This is a genomic window from Peribacillus sp. NPDC097264, from assembly GCF_050277925.1.
GTDB lineage: Bacteria > Bacillota > Bacilli > Bacillales > DSM-1321 > Peribacillus.
Genome location: NZ_JBNNSR010000012.1, coordinates 24147 through 47556 on the forward strand (window position 1 = coordinate 24147; position 23410 = coordinate 47556).

A 23410-nucleotide genomic window follows, 5' to 3' on the forward strand; every position below is an offset into this window, starting at 1 on the left:
CTTCATTAATTAATGCGTAATTTTTTTTTTCATATTTGAAAGCTTGTTTGCAATCACCTGTCCGATTTCCGCAAGTGGCTCAGGTTGACACATATCCTTATGACGGCACTCAATATCATGTTGTTCAATCAATCCATTTATATATGGTCTCCATGTATCCGTTGAAAGGCTAGGGAACCATTCTGGTATGAGTGTTGATTTAAAGAACAAAACATTACCATTGAACACTCCTGGTTCATATTCACCCATGATTCGAACAGAATTCACATAGGTTTCCTTCAGGTTAAGGATTGTCTTTTCTTCCAAACTAGCTAATGCACTTCCATCTTGGCGCAGAATTTCTATGGCACCATCATCATTTAATGGCTTGTCTCCTAAACTATCAGGATCATACCCCCCCAAGGCAAGCAGGGCGATCAATGCTTCCTCATCACCAGGAGCATGAGTAGTCGGCAAAAATTGACTTGGAAATGCATCCAGAATGGCCACAAGTTGGACTTCTTCCCCCTCGTTTTGCAGTTGGGTAGCCATGGCATGCACGACATTTCCGCCCAGTGACCAACCCAATAAACGATAAGGGCCTTTTGGCTGGACCTTGCGGAGATGTTCGATATAATCCGCTGCCATCTCTACCAGTGTTTCCGGATAGCGCTCACGCTCAGAAATCCCCCGAGCTTGCAGTCCATATATCGGGTAATCTGGACCAAGAGCCGTCATCAGCCCGGCATAGCACCAGCTCAATCCTCCCGCTGGGTGTATACAGAACAGCGGAAGTTCCTCGCCACTTTTGCGTAGCGGCAACAAGACATCCAAAGCACTCTGGCTCGAGCCCATTTCAAGCCTTTCAGCTAGGCCAGCAACTGTCGGCGCTTCAAATAAGTTTCCGATGCTCAACTCAACGCCAAGCGCTTCACGTATCTTACTCATCAGCTGGACGGCAAGCAGGGAATGCCCTCCCAGATCAAAGAATCCATCATCGATTCCAACGTGTGAAAGATCAAGAATTTCCAAGAACAGTTTACATAGGATTTCTTCCTGTGGCGTCCTTGGTCCACGCCCTGAAACGGCTGCACCGAAATCAGGTACTGGCAATGCCTTTCGGTCCAACTTTCCATTTGCCGTCAAAGGCAAATCGACCATTTGGACAAATGCAGATGGAATCATGTAATCTGGAAGGCCGGCTGCAACAAACCGACGTAATTCGGCTGGATTGAAAACCGCATTTGCCGCTGGCACAGCATAAGCCACCAATCTCTTATCACCTGGGTGATCTTCACGAACGATGACGGCAACTTGCTCCAGATAAGGACACTGGGCAAGTAATGATTCAATTTCTCCCAGCTCGATACGGAAACCGCGAATCTTGATTTGATGATCGGCCCGTCCCATATAGTCCAATGAGCCATCAACACGCCATCTGGCTAAATCTCCAGTCCGATACATCCTAGTTCCTGATGGACCGAATGGATTAGCAACAAAACGCTCTGCTGTCAAACCATGACGCCCAAGATACCCGCGGGCCAAACCTGAACCAGAGACATACATCTCCCCAGTTACTCCTGCAGGTACCGGTTGTAGGCTCGCATCCAAAATATACACCCCAAGATCCGGGATGGCACAGCCTATAAGACTGTTCGCCTTCACGGCGGTGACTTCCCTGTTAAGTTCCAGATAACTTACATGAACGGTCGTTTCCGTAATTCCATACATATTAATCAATCGCGGCGAAGTTTCCGGATGACGGCTATACCAATCCTCCAAGCGGCTTAGTTCAAGTGCCTCCCCACCATAAATCACATACCGTAACGTTAGATTCTGTCCAAGTTCCGGCTTGTTACGATCCGCCTGCATTAATTGATAAAAGGCAGATGGGGTCTGGTTAAGAACCGTGACTCCTTCATCCACAAGGAGCTGTAAAAACTCTTCTGGTGACCGGCTGGTTGAATGAGGTACAACTATAAGCTTCCCACCATGAAGAAGCGCGCCCCATATTTCCCATACCGAAAAATCGAAAGCATAAGAGTGAAACATCGTCCAAACATCATCCGAATTGAAATGGTACCAGTCTTCTGTCGACCCAAAGAGCCGGACTACATTTTGATGGGGGATGACTACCCCTTTCGGTACACCTGTTGAACCTGATGTATAAATAATATAAGCTGCGTTTAAAGGTGATAAAGGCTGTTTCCGTTCACGATCTAGTGGGTTATTTGTTGAATATCGTGACATTTCCACTAACGTGCTCGGATCGTCCAATACAATTTGTTGGATATCATGCAGATCCGGAAGGCTAGTTGCCACAATGGAACTTGTAAGGACGTAGCTAGGCTTCGCATCCTGAAGCATGAAAGACAATCTGTCGATAGGATATTCAGGATCTAGAGGCAAATAAGCCGCCCCCGCCTTCAGTACAGCAAGTATGCCAACCACCATATCCAATGATCTTGGTGTGGCCAATGCTACAAATTGCTCCGATGCAACCCCTTTAGCCATTAGCAGACGGGCAAGCTGGTTTGCCCTATGATTTAGCTCTTCATATGTTAGGGATTCATCTTCATATACAGCAGCGATTTTATCTGGATACCTGTTCACTTGTTCTTCAAACAAAGCTGGCAAACAGGAATCAGGGATTTCTTCACCATGCTGATTCCAATCAACAAGAATTTCTTGACGTTCTTTTGGCTCCAATATTTCCAATCGTCCGATTGTCTGGTCCGGGTCCATTACAGCCCCCTCTAATACTCGTACGAATCGGTTAAGCATCCTTTCGATGGTTTCAGGTTTATATAGATCTGCACTATATTCAAGAAACCCGATCATTCCATCCGGTTTTCCTGTGTCATCATGCATTTCCCGAATCTCAATCGTCATATCGAATTTGGAAGTCCCCACACTATATAGCTCTAGGTTGGAATGAATGCTCGGAAGCTCTAGCTTTGGCTCAGGCGTATTCTGCAGGGCAAGCATGATTTGGAATAATGGATGCCTAGACCGTGAACGTGGCGGATTCAGTTCTTCTACCAAGCGTTCAAAAGGCAAGTCTTGATGTTCATACGCCTGTAAATCAACATTCCTTACCCTTTCAAGAAGTTCACGGAAAGTTGGGTCTCCAGAAGTATCCGTACGGAGCACCAAGGTATTAATAAATAATCCGACTATTTCGCTCAAAGCATCGTCGCTTCGCCCTGCAATCGGACTTCCAATCGGAATGTCCGTACCCGCTCCAAGGCGAGTAAGCAAGGTCGCAAGTCCCGCCTGCAATACCATGAATAAGCTGACTCCGTTTTCACGAGCCACATCCACTAATCTACGATGCAGGACAGGAGAAATCATAAACTTCAATGTATCCCCCTTATAGCTTGGTTCGATAGGCCGAGGGAAATCCATAGGCAACTCCAACTGATCGGGAAGATTCGCCAGTGTCTCCTTCCAATAATCAAGCTGCTCTTTCACTAAGCTAGCTTCATCGTTCTCTTTTCCCAACAATTCTTCCTGCCAAAGCGCATAATCCGCATATTGGACAGGAAGAGGAGTCAAGTTAGGTACCTCTCCAAGAACCCTGGCTTTATAAGCCGCAGACAAATCTCGCGTAAGAGGGGTAAGGGACCATCCATCGGCTACAATGTGATGTAAAAGTAAAACTAAAACATGCTGATCCGGTTCCACTGAGAAAAGCTGAGCATAAATGGATGGCTCCACAGCGAGATTAAAGCTATAACGCGTAGCGACTGCAATCTCCGCATCCAGGTCCGCCGCTTTTACTCTAGTTATTAACAATTCAACCCGGGCCTCAGAAGGGTCAATGATGCTTTGATGGGCATTCCCCTCCGTTACTGGAAAAATCGTCCGTAACGTATCATGGTGAGCAACCAGGTCATTGATTGCTGCCTCGAAAGCATTCGTATCAAGGTTTCCTGATAATTCTATGACCAACGGAATATTATAGGTTGGACTAGGGCCTTCAAGACTGTGTAGGAACCACAATCTCCTCTGTGCAAAGGAAAGGGGTATCTTTTTGGGCTTACTCGTTTTTTTCACGGGCAATCGTGCACTTTTTCCATTGGAGAGCTGTTTTGCAAGACCCGCCACTGTCGGTGACTCAAAAATCTTGCCTATGCCGAGTTCCACTCCGAATGTATTGCGTATTCGTGCCATCAGAGTTGATGCTAGGAGTGAATGCCCACCTAAATTAAAGAAGCTATCATCAATTCCTACTCTAGATAGACCTAGAACTTCAGCAAACAACTCGCTCAGAATTTCCTCTTGCGGTGTTCTTGATGCTCGGTCTGAAATCAGCGAGTAGAGATCGGGCACTGGCAATTCTTTACGATTAAGCTTCCCATTTGGAGTTAGCGGCAACTCTTGCATCTCAACGATTGCCGATGGAATCATATAATCCGGAAGACTACTGCCAATAAATGCGCGAAGTTCCCCTGGATCCACTGTCGAATCCAGCGAAGGAACAATATAAGCCACAATTCGTTTATCACCAGGAATATCCTCACGTACAATCACGGCCGCTTGTAAAACCTCAGGATGTTGGACAAGCTTTGCCTCGATTTCTCCAAGCTCGATCCGAAAACCACGTATTTTAATTTGATGATCAGCGCGACTAATATAATCCAGTGAACCATCCACCCTCCAACGAACCAAATCACCTGTACGGTACATCCGGCTGCCCTTAGGACCATTCGGGTTGGCAACAAAACGCTCTGCTGTTAAATCCGGGCGACCTAAATACCCCCGTGCTAGCCCTTTCCCTGCGATATACAATTCGCCAACGATTCCGGGAGGGACTGGTTGTAAACCTGCATCGAGTACAAACACCTGTGTATTCCAAAGAGGTGATCCTATGGCGGGCATGCCTGTCTGACTGGAATCCAGCTTTTTAGATGTCGACCATATCGTCGTTTCAGTTGGACCATATAAGTTGGTTACTTCACACCCTAAATCCTTTAATGCAGTGGCTAAACTAATGGAAAGAGCCTCCCCACCAACAAGTACCTTAAGCCCCTTGATTACATCTGGATAATTGGATACCATGGCATGCCAAAGCGTCGGTGTCGCCTGCATGATGGTAATATCATGTTCGGTAATGATGTCTGCCAACGCCTTGGGTTCTTGAATCTTCTCCTTGGCTGCAACGACGCAGCTGGCTCCATTAAGAAGTGGCAGGTACATTTCTAAACCGGATATATCAAATGCGATGGTAGTGACCGCCAGAAGCCTATCTTCTTGATTTAAGGAAAACTGGCTTTGCATGGAAGAAAGGAAATTAATCAAGCCTTCTGATTGAATGACGACACCTTTCGGATTTCCTGTGGAACCGGATGTATAGATCATATAAGCTGGGTTAAGAGGTGATAGGGCTCCATTCCTCTTTGACTCATCCACAATTCCATCGGAATATTTTCCTGATGAAAGAGCATGTTCTGCCTCATCCAATAAGATGAGTTCCGTTTCACCACCACTTGGTAGTTTTGAAGCAATTTCACGGTTTGTTATTAGACAAATAGGCTTCGCGTCGTTCAATATGTATTCAATGCGGTCAATGGGATAATCGGGATCGATTGGTAAATATGCAGCCCCTGTCTTTAATACGCCCAACATGACCACAACCATGTTCGCAGAGCGCGGTAAAGCAATCGCCACGAATTTTTCCGGACCTAGATCTTTTTCCAATAAAAGATGGGCAAATTGATTGGCACGCTTATTCAATTCCTCATAACTAAGGACCGTCTTTTCATCTACCAGGGCTGTTAGGTATGGGCTTTTAGCTACTTGTTTTTCAAACAGGCTTGGCAAGTTGGCAGACGGAATCTCCTCGGCGGTTTGATTCCACTGGTGCATGACCCTCTCACGTTCTTCAGGTAAAAGCACTTCAAGTTCCCCGATCATGTGGACCTCTTCTGCAGTGGCCACCTTCTCGAGCAACCTTAAGAATCGGGTATGGTGAATGCCTAGCTCTTCCAAATCGTACACTTCCGGGTTAGCATCCAAATCGATTCTTAATCCATTTCCATCAGACTTGTCATATATGTTTATCGATATGTCATCGACCGGGCCTGTAGCCAGCTTATGTGTAATGGCTTGATTACCCGCAAAGTCCAATCCATAATCAAAAGGCATGACATTGATTTGCGGACCGAATAATCTTTGATTATCTCCAAGAAGCTTAAGGTCACGGCGAAGTTCTTCATGTCTATAGTTTTGATGGCGGCGGATATGACGCACTTCGCTTGATACTTGCTTCACTACTTCCTTCAACGCCATATCCGGTCGAACGGTTATACGCAGTGGAAGTAAGTTCATCACCATACTCGGAATATTGATTGAAGCAGAGCCTAAACGCCCCATCATCGGCAGGGAGAGGATGACGTCTTCCGTTCCCGTCAGACGATGAATATATACAGCAGTGACAGCCATGGCCACTTCATGCCACGTCCCCGAATATTTATGAGCATTTTTTTTAAAGGATTGTGTGGCAACAGTCGATAAATAACCCGTTTGGCTAAGAAAACCGTTAGATGTCCTAGGAGCCCGTTCAGCAAGGCTCATGACTTCCGGTTGATCAGCAAAGCGCTCCAGCCAAAACTGACGATCGGCTTCGAATTTCTCGGACGCCCTGTATCTAGCATCTTCCTCCAATAGCTTAACGAAAGGACTAAAGGCTGCCTCTTCACATGGTCGACCTTGGACAAGTGCCGTATACAGCTTCGCGACCCGCTGCGATATTAGTGAAAATCCAAAGGCGTCCATTACTATATGATGAATCCGCTGATACCAGAAATACCGTTCTGGTCCAACCTTAAACAATGCTTGAGAGTAAAGGCTGTCCGTTTTTAAGTTAATGGGGTGAAGCAGGTCTTCTCTCATCCATTGCAAGGCCTTCTCTTCAGGATTATCTTGATCGCTTACATCCAAGAACTGAAAGGGTAGTTCAGTGGAGTCCACCAGGACTTGATAAGGTCCGCTTTGGTCCTCCCCAAATTGAATATGTAAACTTTCTGCCTCCCTTACTGCCTGCATGAGCGCTGCTTCAAACTTACTTACTTCCATTTTCCCTTTAATCTCTATGTATTCACCCGTATTGTAAATCGGGTTATCCGGCTCTAGTTGCTGCGCAAACCATATGCCTGACTGTGCGCCGGACAATGCCATGCGAGTTTTTTGGTTCTCCATATTACTCACCTCATTTACCTCCTTTTCACATCGGATCAAGCTAAAACTTTCTGGGAAGATAGCAGGTTCCACCAATCAGCAATTGTCGGTTTCTCAGCCATTTGCATGAAATTGATTTCCGCCCCTTTTCCTCTCAACATTTCCACAAGGCTCATCATGCGAATGGAGTCCATTCCTCTATCGATTAAATCCTCATGATCTTCAAGACCTTCTGAAGGGTCTTCGCCAAGAAGGTCGAAAATCATCATCCTTAATTCCTCTATTGTCCAATCGGCTCCTTCCTGACTAGCAGGTGATGATTGTTCACTAACTTGTAATTGATCAAGCAACTGAAGCGTTGAAGTTGTAAACGCACATCGCTCTGCGGCATATTTCAGGGCCATTTTATGTTCTTCCAACGAAAAATCAGCGACCGCATCGGCCACCAGGAATGGTTGTATATCTTGCATAAACGCTTCGCTTGCCGTTAAAAGGCATCCAATATGGGCATATACTCCACAAATAATAAGTTGATCACGTCCCTGTTCTTCCATTAATTCAAGAAGATTGGTTCGTTTGAATGCACTGTATCTCCACTTAGTCAGCATGATGTCGTCACCAGACGGAGCAACGTCGCCCACGATTCTTGTCTGGTTCGGGTCATCATCGAGCCCCGTTCCCCAAAAATCTGTCAGGAGCGCACGGTCCTTAGGATTTTGATCTCCCGGTTGCGTCGTATAAACTACCGGTATGCCTAATTCCACACAACGATCCTTGATGGTTGTTATGTTCTTCAATAGTTCCGGTATGGGTGAATCATTTTTTTCGAAAAAATCGATAAAATATTGTTGCATATCATGAATGAGAAGAACCGAACGCTTCGGTTCCGCCTTCCATGCCACCTTATTTTTTGGTAAATCAGATTCAACTGGCATTGCATATGGTGTGATAGCGGGAATAGCCATCAAATCACTCCTTTTTCTAATTTATTTTAATAATGTTGCTATTTTACGTTCATTTAGCTTGTCAGAAATGATTTGTCGAAGTGCCTTTTTGCTTACTTTTCCTAATGGCGTTTTAGGAAAGGTCTCGATGAATTCCACTCGGTCGGGAATTTTAAATGTAGCCAGACCCCTATCCTTCAAGAACTGTTTGAGCTCTCTGGCTTTAGGGGTTTCCCCCCTTGGTATCACGAATGCGCATGACCGCTCCCCAAGGTATTCATCAGGCATCGAGACAATGGCTGCATCATGAACGGCTTCATGGGCCAGCAGATGGTTTTCCACTTCTTCTGCCGCAATTTTTTCGCCACCTCGATTGATTTGATCCTTATCTCGGCCCTCAACGACTAAATAGCCTGAAGAATTTATGCTTACCAAGTCACCCGTACGGTAAAATCCATCTTTAGTAAAGGCCTTCTCATTATGTTCCGGTGCCTTGTAATAACCGCAAATCGTATAAGGCCCCCTTGTCAATAATGTCCCTACTTCACCGGGCGCAACTTCCTTATCTTCTTCATCAACCACACGAATTTCATCAAATTCTGACATTGGACTTCCTTGAGTGTTCACGATGAGCTCATTTGAATCATCAAGCCTCGTATAATTCACTAGTCCTTCCGCCATGCCGAATACTTGCTGTAATTTACACTGAAAGGCCGGGCCTACTCGACGGGCGGCCTCAGCGCTAAACTTCGCTCCTCCAACTTGCATCACTTGAAGGCTTGATAAATCATCATTACGGGATGAAACGGCTTCAAGCCATCTCAATGCAAGGGGCGGTACGAGTGCGGTAATCGTCGCACCATGTTTTTCAATGAGAGGAAATGCTTCATCAGGGCTAGGACCAGGTGAAAGGACAACCTGTCCCCCACCATATAATGTGCCTAGGATGCCAGGAGAACTCATCGTAAAGTTATGGGCGATAGGAAGCACCGCTAGATAGATGCTATCTTGATTGATTCCGCAAATTTCAGCACTTAACCTTAAACTGTATATGTAATCATCATGTGTTCTTGGAATTAACTTTGATAAACCCGTACTTCCGCCGGATAACTGTAGGAAAGCGACATCACTAGACTGGACGATTGTTTCCACCAATTCGTCAGGTTCTCCGTATAAACCTTCCAAACTTGTGAACTCCTCTGCGTCCCCTGTCACAATCACATTCAACAAGCTATCATTCTTACTTTGAACGCCTCGGGCAAGTGTTCTGTAGTCAAATCCACCATGTTTATCTGGAATGATGTAAGCAACGGCTTCAGTGAACTCGCAAAAATACCCGATTTCATTGCTGCGATGGGAAGGAAGGGCATATACAGGAAGAGCCCCGATCCTGAATAAGGCGAAAATGACTTCAAAAAACTCAACGACATTAGGAAGCTGGATGACGACCCTGTCATTCTTCTTTATCCCTAACTTTTGAAGGCCGACCGCTAACCGATCGGCACGGTCGTCCAACTCTGCATAAGTCAGGTTTCTTTCCCCCCCGGTAATGGCAATCCAATCTCCATGCTCCTTGGCACGGTCACGTAGTATGCCGCCAAAGGTCTCCCCTTTCCAACAACCTTCTTTTCTATATAAATCAGCCAAATCCTTAGGCCACGAAGTAAAACCTTCTAACATCATCTTTCCCCTCCATGCCAATTACTTTGATAATTCCGTATCAATCCCCATTGCGCGAAGCATGGTTTGAAACTTAGCCGAAGTTTCGGCAAGTTCTTCTTCCGGTTTAGATTCTCCGACCACGCCGGCTCCGGCAAACAAACGAAGCGCCTTTTCTTCCACTTCTGCGCATCGAATCGTGACGATCCATTCACCGTCACCATTTGCATCACACCATCCAACCATTCCCGTGAAATATCCCCGATCGAAAGGTTCAATCTCCAAGATGGATTCCCTTGCCCGCTCAAACGGCGAACCGCATACGGCAGGAGTCGGGTGAAGCGCAATGGCAAGCTCCAAAGAAGAAGTTTCAGGATCCGCAAGTTCCCCCTTCACTTCTGTCGATAGATGCCACATTGTCTCTGTACTTATTACCGATGGGCTTTTGGGGACTTCAATCTTCTTGAAAAATGGACGAAGTGCTTCCGCCACTGCCTCTACTACGACAGCATGTTCATGTAAATCTTTTGAAGAAGAAAGCAATTCCTTCGAACGTCTTTGATCTTCCACTGGATCGTCACTTCGCGGTCGGGAGCCTGCCAACGGATTAGCCACCACGTGTAAGCCAGTTCTTGAAACTAGTAGTTCCGGGCTTGCGCCGATTAATGTTTTGGTGCAAACGCTTGAATCTTCTTGCTCTCCCAAATCAACGGCAAATGTATAACCCTTTGTATTTTGTCTTGCCAAGTTATGAAGCAACTCATTGATATTTACACTTATCGAAGATGTAAGTTGCAAGGACCGAGCCAAGACGATTTTGTCCAGATGACCACTGGCTATCTGTACTAGTCCTTCTTCGACACCTTCTTTATATTGGGCAGGCTCTGGAACCGATTTAATTTGGTATGTAGGGACTGAATCCGTCTCCACTGTTCTACTAGGACCATATTCTTGAACACGTACAGTTGAATGTATCGTCTCTGGCACATGCAGATTAGCGGGCTTCTTATAATCGAACGGTATGGCGCCGGTGACGATTGGATTATCCTGTCCAAGCCTTTTTGCTCGCTCCAACGTTGCTGCAACCCTGTTAGCAAGATCCTCCATCTGATTCTCTTTTTCTTCATTTCCCGGAACCGTTAGCAAGGAACCTTTTCCCAATAAGGTTTGGTTCGGGCTTGATAGAAAGAAGTCGCCATCTTGGTAATCTTCCAACATCGGTTTTTCCAATACAGTCGAATTATATGGATGTTTAGTCATGTGCTATAACCCCTTCGTTATTGAATAGTCAGATATTATAGTGGTCTTCCGAGCTTATTAGACTCCTAATGTAGCTCCACCATCTACGCAAAGATTACTCATGGTAATATGATTTGATTGGTCGGATATGAAGAAAAGAATGGCATCGACAATGTTAGAAGGTTCCGCAATTTTTTTCAGTGGAATTCCTACTTTATATAATTCAGGCATGCCATCGATGACCGGTTTTACCCCATTATCACCTTCCCATAAAGACCACTGCATTTCCGTAGCGGTCGAACCAGGAGCAACGATGTTACAACGAATATTATGCTGAGCTAATTCCAAGCCTAGGCACTTAGTAAACATGGTGGCCGCTGCCTTGGATGCCGCATAGGCCGCTAAATTGATTCGTGGGACACTCGCTGCATTGGAACCCACTGTAACAATCGAACCTTTTTTCCTGTTTATCATATGTTTACTCACGGAACGGGAGACATTGAAGACACCAGTGGAATTGACGGCAAAAGTCCTTTGCCAGTCTTGATCACTATAGGACTCGATTAGCCCCGGGCTAAGAACCCCGGCTACATTCACCAATATTTCTATTGGACCAATCTCTCGCTCGACCGTATCAACAATGCGGTCGATGGCTGGACTATCACTTACATCTGCTGAAAACCCATATACCTCTAAACCTTCAGACTTCAAGGCATCTACGTGTTTCTGTAATTTATCTGTTTGGAAGTCAACCGCCGCTACTACGATACCAAGTTTGGCTAACGACTGAACGACTGCACCTCCAATCCCTTGTGCTCCTCCCGTTACGAGTGCCACTTTCCCCTTACATTCCTGAAAGTACATACTTAACTCTCCCTTTCTTGATAAGAGAATCTAGTGCAACCATGCAACAGATTCTCAGTTTCATTACAAAAATCGTTTGGTAGAGAACCCTTTAACCAGCTCTCCTCTATCTTTTATCAATAATGATAATCATTATCATTTAAATTCTACAGGTAATGTTATACATTTCTATCTTCACGGTCAATGGGTATTCATCGATTTGCTAAGAAAGACCTATTCCTACACAGGTCCATTTGCCCTTAAAGCAAAACGTAGTCCCTTGTTAATTAATGGAGGTAAAACAGACACGTGATTTTCCTCCTCGAACTCCGTGAACTTTACATGTAGCCGGCCTTTCGTTGAAGTTCTTAAACGGTTAGAGAGTTCTAATGCATTTTCATTCATGCCACTTTTGTGATTTTTTTCGAATTCCCCCACACCTACAAATAAGGAGATATCCCTATCATCCCTTCCCAATCGACTCAGGAAATGATTCTCTTCTTCCGAAAACCACTTTTTATTCCAATGAATCGAGGGGCTACCCGCGATATATGTTTGAAAAGCTTGAGGATTACTGAATAAGGTATACAGGGTAAACAAGCCACCTAATGAATGACCGAGAAGCGCTTGTCTACCCCGGTTGATGTTAATGGAACTCATAATCTCGGGCTTGAGGTCTTCTTCAATGAAATTCAAGAAGTTCGCCGCCCCTCCATGTGGAGGCCAATCCCCCCCATCAGGTTTCTTTGGCAATTCTGAATAATCGACGGGCAATGTGAAGTCATAATAACGGTCGGTGGAAAATGCTCCGTCTATCGGATATCCAATACCGACGATAACGGCAGGTACGATCCCTGTCTTTTCAGGTCGCTTCGACTGCAAACGCATGGCCTCGACAATGGTTCCAAACACCGAATTGGCGTCGAGCACATATATGACTGGAAATCCTCCTGCTGGCTGTGCCTCTTTTGGTCGATAGATGAAAATTTGGTACATCCGTCCTTCCCTATTAGATTTCATGAGGAATTGACTCGTCCCTTTCAAGACTACTTCTCTATCTTCCCTAAAGTGACCCACCATTGCTGCCTTATCCTTTTCTTTCTCCATATTCTTTCATTCCTCCCATTACCTAATTTTCGACTATTAATCTTCACTTCTAGTTATCATGTATTTCATAACCCATTTATTGATAGTACTTACCCCCCCACTAAATGATAATGTTTCTCATTTAGTTTATCAACAATGGTGAAATTTGCAACCACGCCTTTTCCTGAATAACTTTTTCTTAGAAAATTAATGATGATATTTTATTTTTTTACAAAAATGCTATTGATAATTTTGCAGATTACCTATATATTGTATATTGCATGATAATGATAATCGTTATCACTAGTTACCTTCGTTTAACTCACTAGATTCCTAGTTGGACAGGTATCGAAATAAATTTTTAACTGCGCTAGAGAGCATCTACATATTGTTTGTAACAGATTTTTAAAAAAATATTTTAGAATAAGGGGAGTCAGAACATGAAGAAAAAGTTAATGGTACTTGGCATGGCGGCAGTCTTTAGTATTGGACTTGGAGCTTGCGGTAATGCTGAAAACAGTTCAGGAGATACTTCTGAAAAAAGCAGTGCGACCGAAACGAAGAAGCAAGAGACACAAAAGATAAGCTATCTTGGCAAGGAATATACGATTCCTTCTGAAGTTAAAAGAATAGTGACAGCAAGTTTGGAGTCAATGGAAGATGCCGCTGCATTAGGAGTTAAACCAGTGGGTGCTATAACGGTAGGTGGAAAACTTCCAGAATATTTGGCGAAAGACCTTGAGGGTGCAGAGTCAATTGGTGAGAAAATGCAGCCAAACTACGAAACCATTCTTGGCCTTAAACCAGATGCTATCATGTGGACATCCAAATCCGACGGTACGGTAACGGAAAAATTAGATAAAGTGGCTACAACATTCCCTTACTCACATATTTCTACTGATTGGGAGGACAACTTACGGTTAATGGCCAAGCTGTCCGGCACGGAAGACAAGGCCGAATCCATCATCTCTCAATACAAAGAGGATGCTGAAAAAGCAAAAGTGGAAGTCGGCGAAAACCTGAAGGATAAAAAGGTAATGGTTGTGAGGGTAAGAAACGGTAGTCTATTCCTATATCCTCAAGATGTATACTTCAACCCAGTGTTATATGCTGATTTAGGATTAACGGTTCCTGAAGAAATTAAACCAGTCAAAGCGCAAGAAATGATTGCATTAGAGAAATTTGCTGAAATTAACCCGGACTATATCTTCCTACAGTTCTCAGAAAGCGAAAATGCTGAAAAACCAAAAGCTTTAGAAGAATTGGAAAGCAACTCCATTTGGAAGAGCATCGAGGCTGTTAAAAACGATAAGGTGTTTGTGAACTCTGTTGATCCGCTTGCACAAGGTGGAACAGCTTGGAGTAAAACAGCCTTCTTAAAAGCTGCATCGGAAAATTTAGCTAAATAAGCAGTAAGGTGCGTTGATTGATATGGCAAAAATAAATTCATTACCGATCATAATTCTATGTATGGCACCCGTCTTAATTATTCTGACAACCATTTTGTCCATTCTTTATGGTGCAAAAAATATAGACTTTATAACAGTATGGAATGCATTTTTGCATTATGACCCAGAGAACGTCGATCATGCTATTATAATCACTTCACGATTGCCAAGGGTTCTGGGTGCCCTTCTTGTTGGGGCATTTTTAGCCATATCAGGAGCACTCATGCAGGGGATGACAAGAAACTATCTTGCATCCCCTTCAATCATGGGAGTGACCGATGGCTCTGCATTTGTCATCACTCTTTGCATGGTTTTCGCTCCTGGCATGTCTTCTTTCCATATGATTCTTTTTTCGATGCTGGGTTCTGCCTTAGGGGCTGGCATAGTTTTTGGTTTTGGTTCATTACTACATAATGGTTTATCCCCGGTACGCCTAGCCATAATCGGTACGGTAATCGGAACATTTTTGAGTAGTATATCGGCTGCGATAGCCTCCTACTTCCAAATTTCCCAGAGTGTTAGTTTTTGGTATAATGCAAGATTGCATCAGATCAATCCGGACATCCTGAAACTTTCGATCCCCATTGGGGCAATTGGCATCATCCTTGCTTTATTCATTTCCAAATCCATCACCATTCTATCTCTGGGGGATGAAGTCTCCATCAACTTAGGTCAACGTACGAAACTAGTTAAGCTTGTTTCCCTACTCTCTGTCGTATGCCTAACGGGTATTGCAGTAGCACTCGTCGGCAAGATTGGATTTATAGGGTTGATCATCCCACACATCACACGCTTTTTAATAGGAATCGATTATAAATGGATCGTTCCCTGTGCTGGTGTAATCGGTGGAATTTTCCTAGCATTATGCGATGTAATCAGTAGGTTCGTTAATTATCCATTCGAAACGCCGATCGGAGTGGTCACCTCCTTAATCGGCATCCCTTTCTTCCTATATTTAATAAGAACGAAAGGAGGAGAAAAAAGTGTATAGTCAATCATCGAAACGCTTGGTTATCACAATGACAGTCGGTATCTGCCTAATCATAGCGACAAGCTATTTAAGCTTGGTAAGCGGTACCTTTGATATGACCGTCATGGATGTCGTTCGGACGTTATTCCGTATAAACCCGGTCGCAGACTACGATTTGGTCATTTTTGATTTTAGGCTCCCCCGCATTGTCATTGCCGGTCTAGTGGGACTTGCACTAGGTATTGCAGGAGCTGTCATTCAAGGTGTAACGAGAAACGGTTTGGCGGATTCAGGCATCTTGGGAATAAATGCAGGGGCCGGAACTGCCATCGTCATCTTCATGTTTTTCTTTCAAGGTAAATATATTGGAGCAGGTTCTGATTGGCTGTCCATCATGAGCGTTCCGTTGTTTGGATTGGTTGGTGGAATTTTAGCCGCCCTCATCATATTCCTTATTTCGTGGAAAAACGGATCCCTTGATACGAGTCGTTTCTTACTGACCGGGATTGCGATTGGCTCGGCATTTGGGGCCCTTTCCCTCTACATATCTTTGAAGATGAAATCTTCGGATTTTGAAATGGCCACTGTATGGATCTCAGGCAGTATCTACTCGGCCAATTGGAAATACATCGTCGCCATGTTACCTTGGCTAATAATCTTAATACCCATCATTATGAGGAAGGCCTATTTATTGGATTTGTTTCAATTGGAACAGACCAGTATAAAAAGCCTCGGAATATCAGTAGAAAAGGAAACTTCGATTCTCTTGCTCAGCAGTATCGGCTTAGTGAGTGCATGTGTTTCCGTATCAGGTAACATCGGATTTATCGGGTTGATGTCCCCGCACATTGCAAAACACCTTGTAGGAATCCACCACAAACATGTGCTTCCTGTGTGTGGGGTGATTGGGTCCTTCCTGGTAATCGCTTCCGACTATATCGCAAAGACGGTGTTTGCACCGGCTGAATTGCCAGTAGGAATCGTCATTTCCATTATCGGTGTTCCCTATTTTCTCTATTTATTAATAAAAGAAAAAAGATAAAAGGAGAGATGGCCCGTGAGCATTCTGCAGATGGAAAATCTGGAAACCAATTATGAAAAATTCACAGTGTTCAAAGATTTAAATTTGGAAATAAAAGAAGGACTGATCACAACCATCATTGGACCGAATGGATGCGGTAAATCCACTTTACTAAAAACAATAGGGCGCATCCTTAAGCAAAAAAACGGGACCATTTATCTGCAGGGGCAGGATTTACAGTCCATTCATACAAAGCGGATTGCCCAGTTAATGGCCTTGCTTCCCCAAAACCCTGTCGCACCTTCTCAATTGAAAGTGGAGGAACTTATTTCATATGGTAGATATCCACACCGCAATAATGTCAATAAATTAACCAGAGATGATAAAGAAAAGATTGAATGGGCCATGGACATTACCAAGACCCTCCCTTTTCGTGATAGGGAAATAGCCAACCTATCCGGTGGGCAGCGTCAAAAGGTTTGGCTTGCCATGGCATTAGCACAGGAAACGGGCATATTATTATTGGATGAACCTACGACATACCTTGATATGGCTCATCAATTGGAAGTTCTACGGATCGTTGAAAGGTTAAACATAGAACAAAATAGAACCATCGTCATGGTTTTACATGACATCAATCATGCGGCCCGCTTTTCTGATGAAATCATCACCATGAAGAATGGAAAAATCATGAAGGTTGGAACCCCTTCCGAGACGATTACACCGGAAGTCTTGAAAGAGGTCTTTCAAATCGATGCACGGATCATGATAGACCCCTCCAATGGGGCTCCCGTATGTTATGGATATGATAATATCGGCCAACAAGAAGAAGCAGCAAAAGATGTTTATGTAACGAGTTAATGCTAAGAAAACAAACGAAAGGCACCCAGGTGGGGTGCCTTTCGTTTTGTATCATTTCTCAGATTGCTGTTGATTCATAAATGGCCACCAGTTAGCTTTTCCGAACGTTGCAACCATCACTGGGATAAACAGTGGCAATATGATGAACGCGTATAGAGCAAGGCCTACCAATATTAAAGTCGCAATCTCTAGGAGTGACAGAACGCCTGCAGGCATCATGGCCGCGAAAGTCCCACCAAGGATCACGGCCGCGGAGATAATGACCGTCCCCATTTTCCGCATCGATAAATACATCGCTTCTTTTACCGGTTTACCTTTCCACTCATTAAAGCGATCCATCAAGAAAATACTATAATCGATTCCGAGTGCTATTAAGATAACGAAAGCGAAGAATGGAACGGCCCAGCCTATGCCCGCATACCCCAGAATGTTAACGAATATCAATTCTGTAATCGCCGCTGCCGTGAAGTATGTCAAAACAAGAGACACGATTAAATAGATTGGCATAACCAACGATCTAAACATAAAGAATAGAACGATTGCAATACCTGAAAGCATCAACACCACTGTCTTAGAGAAATCAGCCTCTGACATCATGCTCAAATCATGATGGGTGCTTGTAATTCCGCCGATAGCAATGTTGGCATTTTCTAGTTTTGTTCCTTTCGTTACATTTTTGACCGCATCCTCAATCCTATCAATTTGTTCAATGGATTCGTTGGAATATGGATTCGTCTTGAAGATTACATCAAGTGTCATCACTTTGCCGTCGTCAGATAGATAGGTATTCAGTGATTCTCCAAATTCCTTGCTTTCCAACACCTCTTTTGGAATGTACATGCCTGTGACCGTTTTATCCGTCTTCGCAAGACCGGATAAATAGCCCTGTGCAGATGATAATCCATCATGGACTTCATTCAGGCCATCGGCACTTTTATTTAAACCATCTTCCAATTGGTTTAGCTGACCACCCATGCTGGAAAAGCCATTCAATAGCTCTTGCTGACCACTGCTTAAGCTTGTTAGGCCCCCTTCAAACTGGGATAGATTTTTAATGACTTCGCTTTGTCCATTGGCCATGGTCGTTAATCCTTTTTGCAAGGTATCCACGCCTGTGATCAACTGGGTTAGACCTTTCCCCAGGGCTTTTTGTCCGTTCACGATTTCCGCCATGCTTTTATTCGCGGTATTCAAGCCACCAGATACAAGGCCGAGATTCTTATTGAGTTCCGTTAGTCCAGCTGCCATCGTCCCTACCCCACTCTGTGCGCCCTGGACCGTTTGTTTGATTGTTTGGTAGTTCACATCTTGCTGAAGCTCCGGATTACTAGCTTCCATTTTTTCAAAGGATGCGTTCAGCCCCGTAAGACTTTTCGACACCTCATTAAGATTTGTCTGAATATCTTTGTACCCGCCTTTAAGTTCATTCAATCCAGATGTGGACTGCTGGTAGCCTTCCAAAAGCTTTCCACTGCCTGTAGCCAGCTTTTCAAGGTTAGACTTGACCTCTTCCAGTCCTTTTTTCACGTCCCCTGTACCTAAGGAGCCATCACGGATACCTGCTTCAATACTCGTTAAAGCGGTCTCTACCTGGCCTACCCCGTTTTTCAATTCATTGGTTCCAGAGATCAGGCCTCCGATTCCGTCTGTCGCCTTCTTTAAACGCGGACCAGATTCTGAAAGTTCACTTCCTGCCGTCTTTAATCCGTCACTAATCTGTTCAATCCCTTGATTCCCTTCTCCGATTCCTTTTTCCAACGTTTTGGCCTGATTGGAGACAAACAAATCCTCTATAGGCTCACCGGTCGGACGGGTTACAGAACGGACGACATCGACGTCATCCACCTTCGTGATTTCCACACTGATCTTCTCCGCAAGCCCGACATAATCCTCTGAATCCATCCGCTCATCATTCTGGATGACGATCTGGGTTGGCATGGATTGTCCCGGACCAAATTCGTCGGCAATGATATTGAAGGCCATGATTGAGGGAACATCATTCCCAGCCTCTTCAAGAGAGTTATAAGAAATCTTCCCTTCATACATCAATAAAAAGGGAACACAGACAATCGCCACGATAAGCAAGGCCAGCAAAGGACGATTTAAGGAGAAGTTTCCTAATCTGCCCCACAACTTACTATCGCTATGTTCAAGCTTGCCTTTTGAAGGCCAGAATAGCTTCTTGCCAAGCACTGCCATGAAAAATGGAACGATTGTATACAGGGCAACCATCAGGATAAAGACTCCGATGGCCACGGCAGCCGCTGATTGATATAGCTTAAACGTGGAAAAGCCAATGGCCGCAAATCCGATCATCACGGTCAATCCGCTGAAGAAGACCGTTTTACCAGCCGTACGATACGTTTCTACAATGGCTTCCGTCAATGACTCCTGTCCTGATAATTCCTCTTTAAAACGACTTAACAAGAGAATGCAATAATCCGTTCCGATCCCGAACAAAATCCCGACCAAGAAAATCTGGGTATAGGACGAGATGGGAAAATCCCAACGGTCCACCAAAAAGGAAACGATGGATTGGGAGCATAAATAGGTGAAGCCTACTGTAATCATCGGAATGAGAGGCGTCACTACCGAACGGAAGACCACCAATAATACCACCAATATGAAGATGACGGTGATTCCCTCCGTTTTCTTTAATCCTTCCTGGGAATTGGCATTAAGATCTTCATCAATTATCCAACTGCTCGTGTAATAATGATCAACATCTATTTGATCCAATTCCTTATAAAGCGCGTCAATGACGTCCTTTGCCTCACGGTCTCCCTTGGTCATGGTGATGGAGGTCAGTATCGTGGATTGATCTTTCGAAACCAACTGTTCTTTAAGGGATGGTTCTTTAAAATGGGTCAGTATTTCTTTGATGCCCAGTTCCCCTTTATTCACTTCTAACCTTTGTATCCCCTTTTCAATCTCTTGCCTTTCATCTGCAGTCAGCTTCTTTTCACTATGAAAAACCAGGGCCAACTGCGATTCATCCTCATTTTGCACTTGCTTCAAAAGTTCATTCGCCATTCCGGAAGAATACTCTTTCGGAACATCCAACTGTCCCTTTTCCTTGACGAGTTCCGCCATATTAGGAGCTATGAACAATAATCCAACTGTAATGGCAATCCAGATAATGACGATTGCCCATTTTCCTTTTATAATTGCTCTCATTTACCTTTCCTCCCTTATCCCCATCTTCATCTCGGCAAAAGTCCATGAAAGCTTTTCATATGTATCCAGGAAACTAACAATCTCTTCATATTTAAAATTCCCCATGATTGTCTCTACGACTATATGAATTTTCTGCTCCATTTCCTGAAATAATGTTTCTCCCTTTTCGGAAAGCCTCAAATGGACCACCCTTCGGTCATCAAGGTCACGTGCACGCTCTATCAAGCCTTTGCCTTCAAGGCGTTTAATGTTCGATGTGACTGCGCTTTTATTGACATGGAAAGCCTCACTAAGCTCGGTCGAGGTACAGAATTGCTGTTGTTTTATGAAACGCAAAGTATAATATTGTTCATTTGTCAGTACATCACAAATCTCGTCTTTAATGAGAAGCTCCCCCATCTTATTCACATGAAAGGAAACCTTCATGTATCGATCAATCAATTCGGTAACTTGTTTATCACTCATCCCTTCACCCCATAAAAAGTAGTTCAGTCACTTAACTATTTGCCATCTTACTATAAATTGGATTAATATGTCAATTAGATGACAGTTTTATTGTTATCCGTTTAAATCATGGAAAATTAGGGAAACAAGAAAGTAAGAACATACTAACCATTCTTAAAGGAGGAAGTATAGATGACTCAATCAAACAATCAAAACGAATCGAATAGCAAACTACTAAAAGGCATTATCATCGGAGGAATTGTCGGCGGTGCTTTAACATTATTGGACTCGAACACAAGAAATAAAATGAAACGTTCTGCAGTTCTTTTAAAAGACAATTCCATGAATATGATTGAACAGGTAAAACAAAATCCCGGTGAAGTGAAGGAACAAATGGTATCCGGCGTTAAGGGTGCAACCGAAACGATCAAAGAGGCAATCAGTGACGTTGAAACCCTATATGAAACCGTTAATGAAGAAGTCGTAGGAAAAGTATCGGAAGTGAAAGAGATTTCCACCAACGCCCTCGGTTCAGCGAAAGATGCAACAAGTGAATTGAAGGACATTAGCTCTAAAGTCGTAGTGGCTGGGAAGCAATTGAAGGAAACTCCTGCACAATCCCTGAAAACGGAAAAGGAAGATAATAAAAAAGGCGAAAAAGATAGCGATGAAATGGTCACCAAATCCCAACTATCAAATGAAAAATCCATCTCATCCAACTTCTAACACATAAAGAAAGAGCAGAGAAAACTCTGCTCTTTTTTCGTACTAAATATTGAATTGACTATCGTACAAATCCTTATAAAACCCTCGACTCATCATAAGTTCGTGATGGGTACCCATTTCGATGATTTCACCATCTTTTATAACCAAAATCTTGTCGGCGGTTTCTATTGTTTTCAATCGGTGGGCGATGACGAAGCTCGTGCGCCCCTCCGTCAAGCGGTTCACTCCTTTTTGGATTTCAATTTCCGTCCTTGTATCAATACTCGATGTCGCCTCATCTAAAATCAACACATCCGAATCCGCCAAGATGGCCCTGGCTATGGCCAAAAGCTGCTTTTGCCCTTGACTTAAATTCAAACCGCCTGTTGTGATCCGGGTCTGATACTGATCTGGCAAGTGTTTGATGAAGCCATGTGCCGAAGCAACCTTAGCCGCTTCAATCACTTCAGAATCTGTTGCATCTAACCGGCCATATCGGATGTTTTCTAAAATGGTCCCCGAAAATAGAAAAGTATCCTGGAGAACAATGCCGATTTTCTTTCGTAAATCACTAATTTTATAGTCTTGTATGTTTCGACCATCCATGTTGATTTGACCCTGGTCCACTTCATAAAATCGGGATAGCAAATTAATAATCGTCGTTTTCCCCGATCCGGTCGGACCAACAAGGGCAATGGTCTGCCCGGCTGATGCCGTAAAGTTAATTCTCTTTAGAATCGGTTGATCCTTGGAATAGCCAAAATGGACATCTGTAAACTCTACATCCCCCTTAAAGGCATCGACGGGTATTGCACCCTTTTTATCCTTCATATCAGGCGTTTCATCCAAGATTTCAAATACACGTTCGGCTCCTGCAATGGCTGATTGAAAGGTATTTAGTAGACTGGACAATTGATTGATTGGTCGGAAAAATTGCCGGGAGTAGGTCACAAAAGCGGCAATGAGTCCCACCGTGACCGTTCCCTTTACGGCCATCAAAGCACCGACACCGATGACAATAGCTAAGCCGATGTTGTTAATGAAGTTATTAATTGGCCCCAAGAACCCGGAAACTGTATCAGCGGCCATTGAAGAACGGCGAAGCCTCTCATTAACGGTGGAAAACTGGCTGAAGACCTTTTCTTCTTTTCCAAATAAAGTGATGACTTCCGTTCCTGAAATGGATTCCTCGATGAACCCATTTAACTCCCCTAAGTCACGTTGCCTTTTTATGAAGTTACTGCTGCTGTATTTGATGATCTTTTTAGTCGTCAGTATCATCAGCGGGACAATCAGTAGGGTTACCACCGCTAAAATTGCATTCATGGAGAACATCGCTATCGTCACACCGGCAATCATGAGCAACGAATTAAAAATTTGGATGACACTTTGACTTAATGCATTGTTCAATTGATCAATATCGTTCGTCACCCGGCTCATCAAATCTCCATGAACCCGGTTATCAAAAAATCGTAAGGAAAGCGTGTGAAATTTATTATATAAGTCTTTACGCAGCGTTCGAATGGTCCGTAACGATACATTTATCATGATGGCTGTCTGCATCCAGGTGAACAGAGACGATCCGATATAGACAGCTGCAAGTACCCCTAGCATTCTTACCGTACCCGTAATATCTTTCGGGATAATATAGTGGTCTATGATTCTTCCAATCAGATAAGGTCCTGATAGACCAAGTAATGTGGAGAGCACCACAAATAAAATCGCTATGACCAAACCCGCTTTCTGCTTCTCTAGATACTTCCATATCCTTTTAACTGTCTGTTTTTTATTCTTTGCTTGAACGACCGGACCACCAAATCCTCTTGGTCCGCGGGCTTTCCCCATCACATCT

14 protein-coding genes are annotated in these 23410 nt (G+C 43.9%); 5 read left to right on the plus strand and 9 right to left on the minus strand.

The genetic code is table 11. The annotated features are described in order from the left end of the window. Nucleotides 1-9 precede the first annotated feature (9 nt). From ACQKL0_RS17500 to ACQKL0_RS17525, 6 genes are all read right to left on the minus strand, one after another. Nucleotides 10-7182: an amino acid adenylation domain-containing protein gene (locus ACQKL0_RS17500; RefSeq protein ID WP_427688880.1), complete on the minus strand. Its 7173-nt coding sequence runs from the start codon at nucleotides 7180-7182 to the stop codon at nucleotides 10-12. Nucleotides 7183-7217: 35 nt separating this feature from the next. Continuing rightward, a complete protein-coding gene (locus tag ACQKL0_RS17505) occupies nucleotides 7218-8126 on the minus strand; it encodes an isochorismatase family protein (RefSeq protein WP_427688882.1) in 909 nt (302 codons plus the stop codon). A 21-nt stretch (nucleotides 8127-8147) separates the two neighbouring features. Continuing rightward, the gene (locus ACQKL0_RS17510) at nucleotides 8148-9785 is read right to left on the minus strand and encodes a (2,3-dihydroxybenzoyl)adenylate synthase (RefSeq protein ID WP_427651535.1); all 1638 of its coding nucleotides are present in this window, start codon (nucleotides 9783-9785) and stop codon (nucleotides 8148-8150) included. Nucleotides 9786-9806: 21 nt separating this feature from the next. Then, a complete protein-coding gene (gene dhbC, locus ACQKL0_RS17515) occupies nucleotides 9807-11024 on the minus strand; it encodes an isochorismate synthase DhbC (protein ID WP_427688884.1) in 1218 nt (405 codons plus the stop codon). 57 nt (nucleotides 11025-11081) lie between these two features. Then, a complete protein-coding gene (locus ACQKL0_RS17520) occupies nucleotides 11082-11867 on the minus strand; it encodes a 2,3-dihydro-2,3-dihydroxybenzoate dehydrogenase (protein ID WP_402991399.1) in 786 nt (261 codons plus the stop codon). 219 nt (nucleotides 11868-12086) lie between these two features. Next, nucleotides 12087-12953 carry an alpha/beta hydrolase gene (locus ACQKL0_RS17525; protein ID WP_427688886.1) on the minus strand — a complete coding sequence of 289 codons (867 nt, stop codon included), beginning with the start codon at nucleotides 12951-12953 and terminating at the stop codon, nucleotides 12087-12089. Nucleotides 12954-13372: 419 nt separating this feature from the next. Here ACQKL0_RS17525 and ACQKL0_RS17530 point away from each other — a divergent pair, with 419 nt between their 5' ends. The 4 genes from ACQKL0_RS17530 to ACQKL0_RS17545 are packed head-to-tail and all read left to right on the plus strand — an operon-like array spanning nucleotide 13373 to nucleotide 17232. Further along, entirely contained in the window at nucleotides 13373-14341 is a 969-nt protein-coding gene (locus tag ACQKL0_RS17530) for an iron-hydroxamate ABC transporter substrate-binding protein (RefSeq protein WP_407406615.1), read from the plus strand. A gap of 22 nt (nucleotides 14342-14363) precedes the next feature. Continuing rightward, complete coding sequence (locus ACQKL0_RS17535; RefSeq protein WP_402959245.1) at nucleotides 14364-15371, plus strand: FecCD family ABC transporter permease; 1008 nt, start codon at nucleotides 14364-14366, stop codon at nucleotides 15369-15371. 28 nt (nucleotides 15372-15399) lie between these two features. Beyond that, nucleotides 15400-16392 carry a FecCD family ABC transporter permease gene (locus tag ACQKL0_RS17540; RefSeq protein ID WP_402991445.1) on the plus strand — a complete coding sequence of 331 codons (993 nt, stop codon included), beginning with the start codon at nucleotides 15400-15402 and terminating at the stop codon, nucleotides 16390-16392. Nucleotides 16393-16407: 15 nt separating this feature from the next. Next, a complete protein-coding gene (locus ACQKL0_RS17545; RefSeq protein ID WP_402991390.1) occupies nucleotides 16408-17232 on the plus strand; it encodes an ABC transporter ATP-binding protein in 825 nt (274 codons plus the stop codon). A 51-nt stretch (nucleotides 17233-17283) separates the two neighbouring features. Here the strand turns inward: ACQKL0_RS17545 and ACQKL0_RS17550 are convergent, their stop codons facing one another. Together ACQKL0_RS17550 and ACQKL0_RS17555 are read right to left on the minus strand one after the other, a co-directional pair. Continuing rightward, the gene (locus tag ACQKL0_RS17550; protein ID WP_427688888.1) at nucleotides 17284-20409 is read right to left on the minus strand and encodes an MMPL family transporter; all 3126 of its coding nucleotides are present in this window, start codon (nucleotides 20407-20409) and stop codon (nucleotides 17284-17286) included. Continuing rightward, nucleotides 20410-20874, minus strand: coding sequence for a MarR family winged helix-turn-helix transcriptional regulator (locus ACQKL0_RS17555; protein WP_402875595.1), 465 nt, complete (start codon nucleotides 20872-20874; stop codon nucleotides 20410-20412). A gap of 171 nt (nucleotides 20875-21045) precedes the next feature. On the opposite strand from ACQKL0_RS17555, the gene ACQKL0_RS17560 reads away from it, so the two are divergent. After that, a complete protein-coding gene (locus tag ACQKL0_RS17560) occupies nucleotides 21046-21579 on the plus strand; it encodes a YtxH domain-containing protein (protein WP_402875593.1) in 534 nt (177 codons plus the stop codon). 42 nt (nucleotides 21580-21621) lie between these two features. On the opposite strand, the gene ACQKL0_RS17565 is transcribed toward ACQKL0_RS17560, so the two are convergent. Beyond that, the gene (locus tag ACQKL0_RS17565) at nucleotides 21622-23403 is read right to left on the minus strand and encodes an ABC transporter ATP-binding protein (RefSeq protein ID WP_427688908.1); all 1782 of its coding nucleotides are present in this window, start codon (nucleotides 23401-23403) and stop codon (nucleotides 21622-21624) included. Nucleotides 23404-23410: the final 7 nt, after the last annotated feature.

Bases quoted from the DNA above. Each gene is read 5' to 3' on its own strand.
- ACQKL0_RS17535 (WP_402959245.1), top strand. From the start codon at position 14,364: ATGGCAAAAATAAATTCATTACCGATCATAATTCTATGTATGGCACCC.
- ACQKL0_RS17520 (WP_402991399.1), bottom strand. From the start codon at position 11,867: ATGTACTTTCAGGAATGTAAGGGGAAAGTGGCACTCGTAACGGGAGGA.
- ACQKL0_RS17505 (WP_427688882.1), bottom strand. From the start codon at position 8,126: ATGGCTATTCCCGCTATCACACCATATGCAATGCCAGTTGAATCTGAT.
- ACQKL0_RS17510 (WP_427651535.1), bottom strand. From the start codon at position 9,785: ATGTTAGAAGGTTTTACTTCGTGGCCTAAGGATTTGGCTGATTTATAT.
- ACQKL0_RS17565 (WP_427688908.1), bottom strand. From the start codon at position 23,403: ATGGGGAAAGCCCGCGGACCAAGAGGATTTGGTGGTCCGGTCGTTCAA.
- dhbC (WP_427688884.1), bottom strand. From the start codon at position 11,024: ATGACTAAACATCCATATAATTCGACTGTATTGGAAAAACCGATGTTG.
- ACQKL0_RS17530 (WP_407406615.1), top strand. From the start codon at position 13,373: ATGAAGAAAAAGTTAATGGTACTTGGCATGGCGGCAGTCTTTAGTATT.
- ACQKL0_RS17500 (WP_427688880.1), bottom strand. From the start codon at position 7,182: ATGGAGAACCAAAAAACTCGCATGGCATTGTCCGGCGCACAGTCAGGC.
- ACQKL0_RS17550 (WP_427688888.1), bottom strand. From the start codon at position 20,409: ATGAGAGCAATTATAAAAGGAAAATGGGCAATCGTCATTATCTGGATT.
- ACQKL0_RS17560 (WP_402875593.1), top strand. From the start codon at position 21,046: ATGACTCAATCAAACAATCAAAACGAATCGAATAGCAAACTACTAAAA.
- ACQKL0_RS17555 (WP_402875595.1), bottom strand. From the start codon at position 20,874: ATGAGTGATAAACAAGTTACCGAATTGATTGATCGATACATGAAGGTT.
- ACQKL0_RS17525 (WP_427688886.1), bottom strand. From the start codon at position 12,953: ATGGAGAAAGAAAAGGATAAGGCAGCAATGGTGGGTCACTTTAGGGAA.
- ACQKL0_RS17540 (WP_402991445.1), top strand. From the start codon at position 15,400: ATGACAGTCGGTATCTGCCTAATCATAGCGACAAGCTATTTAAGCTTG.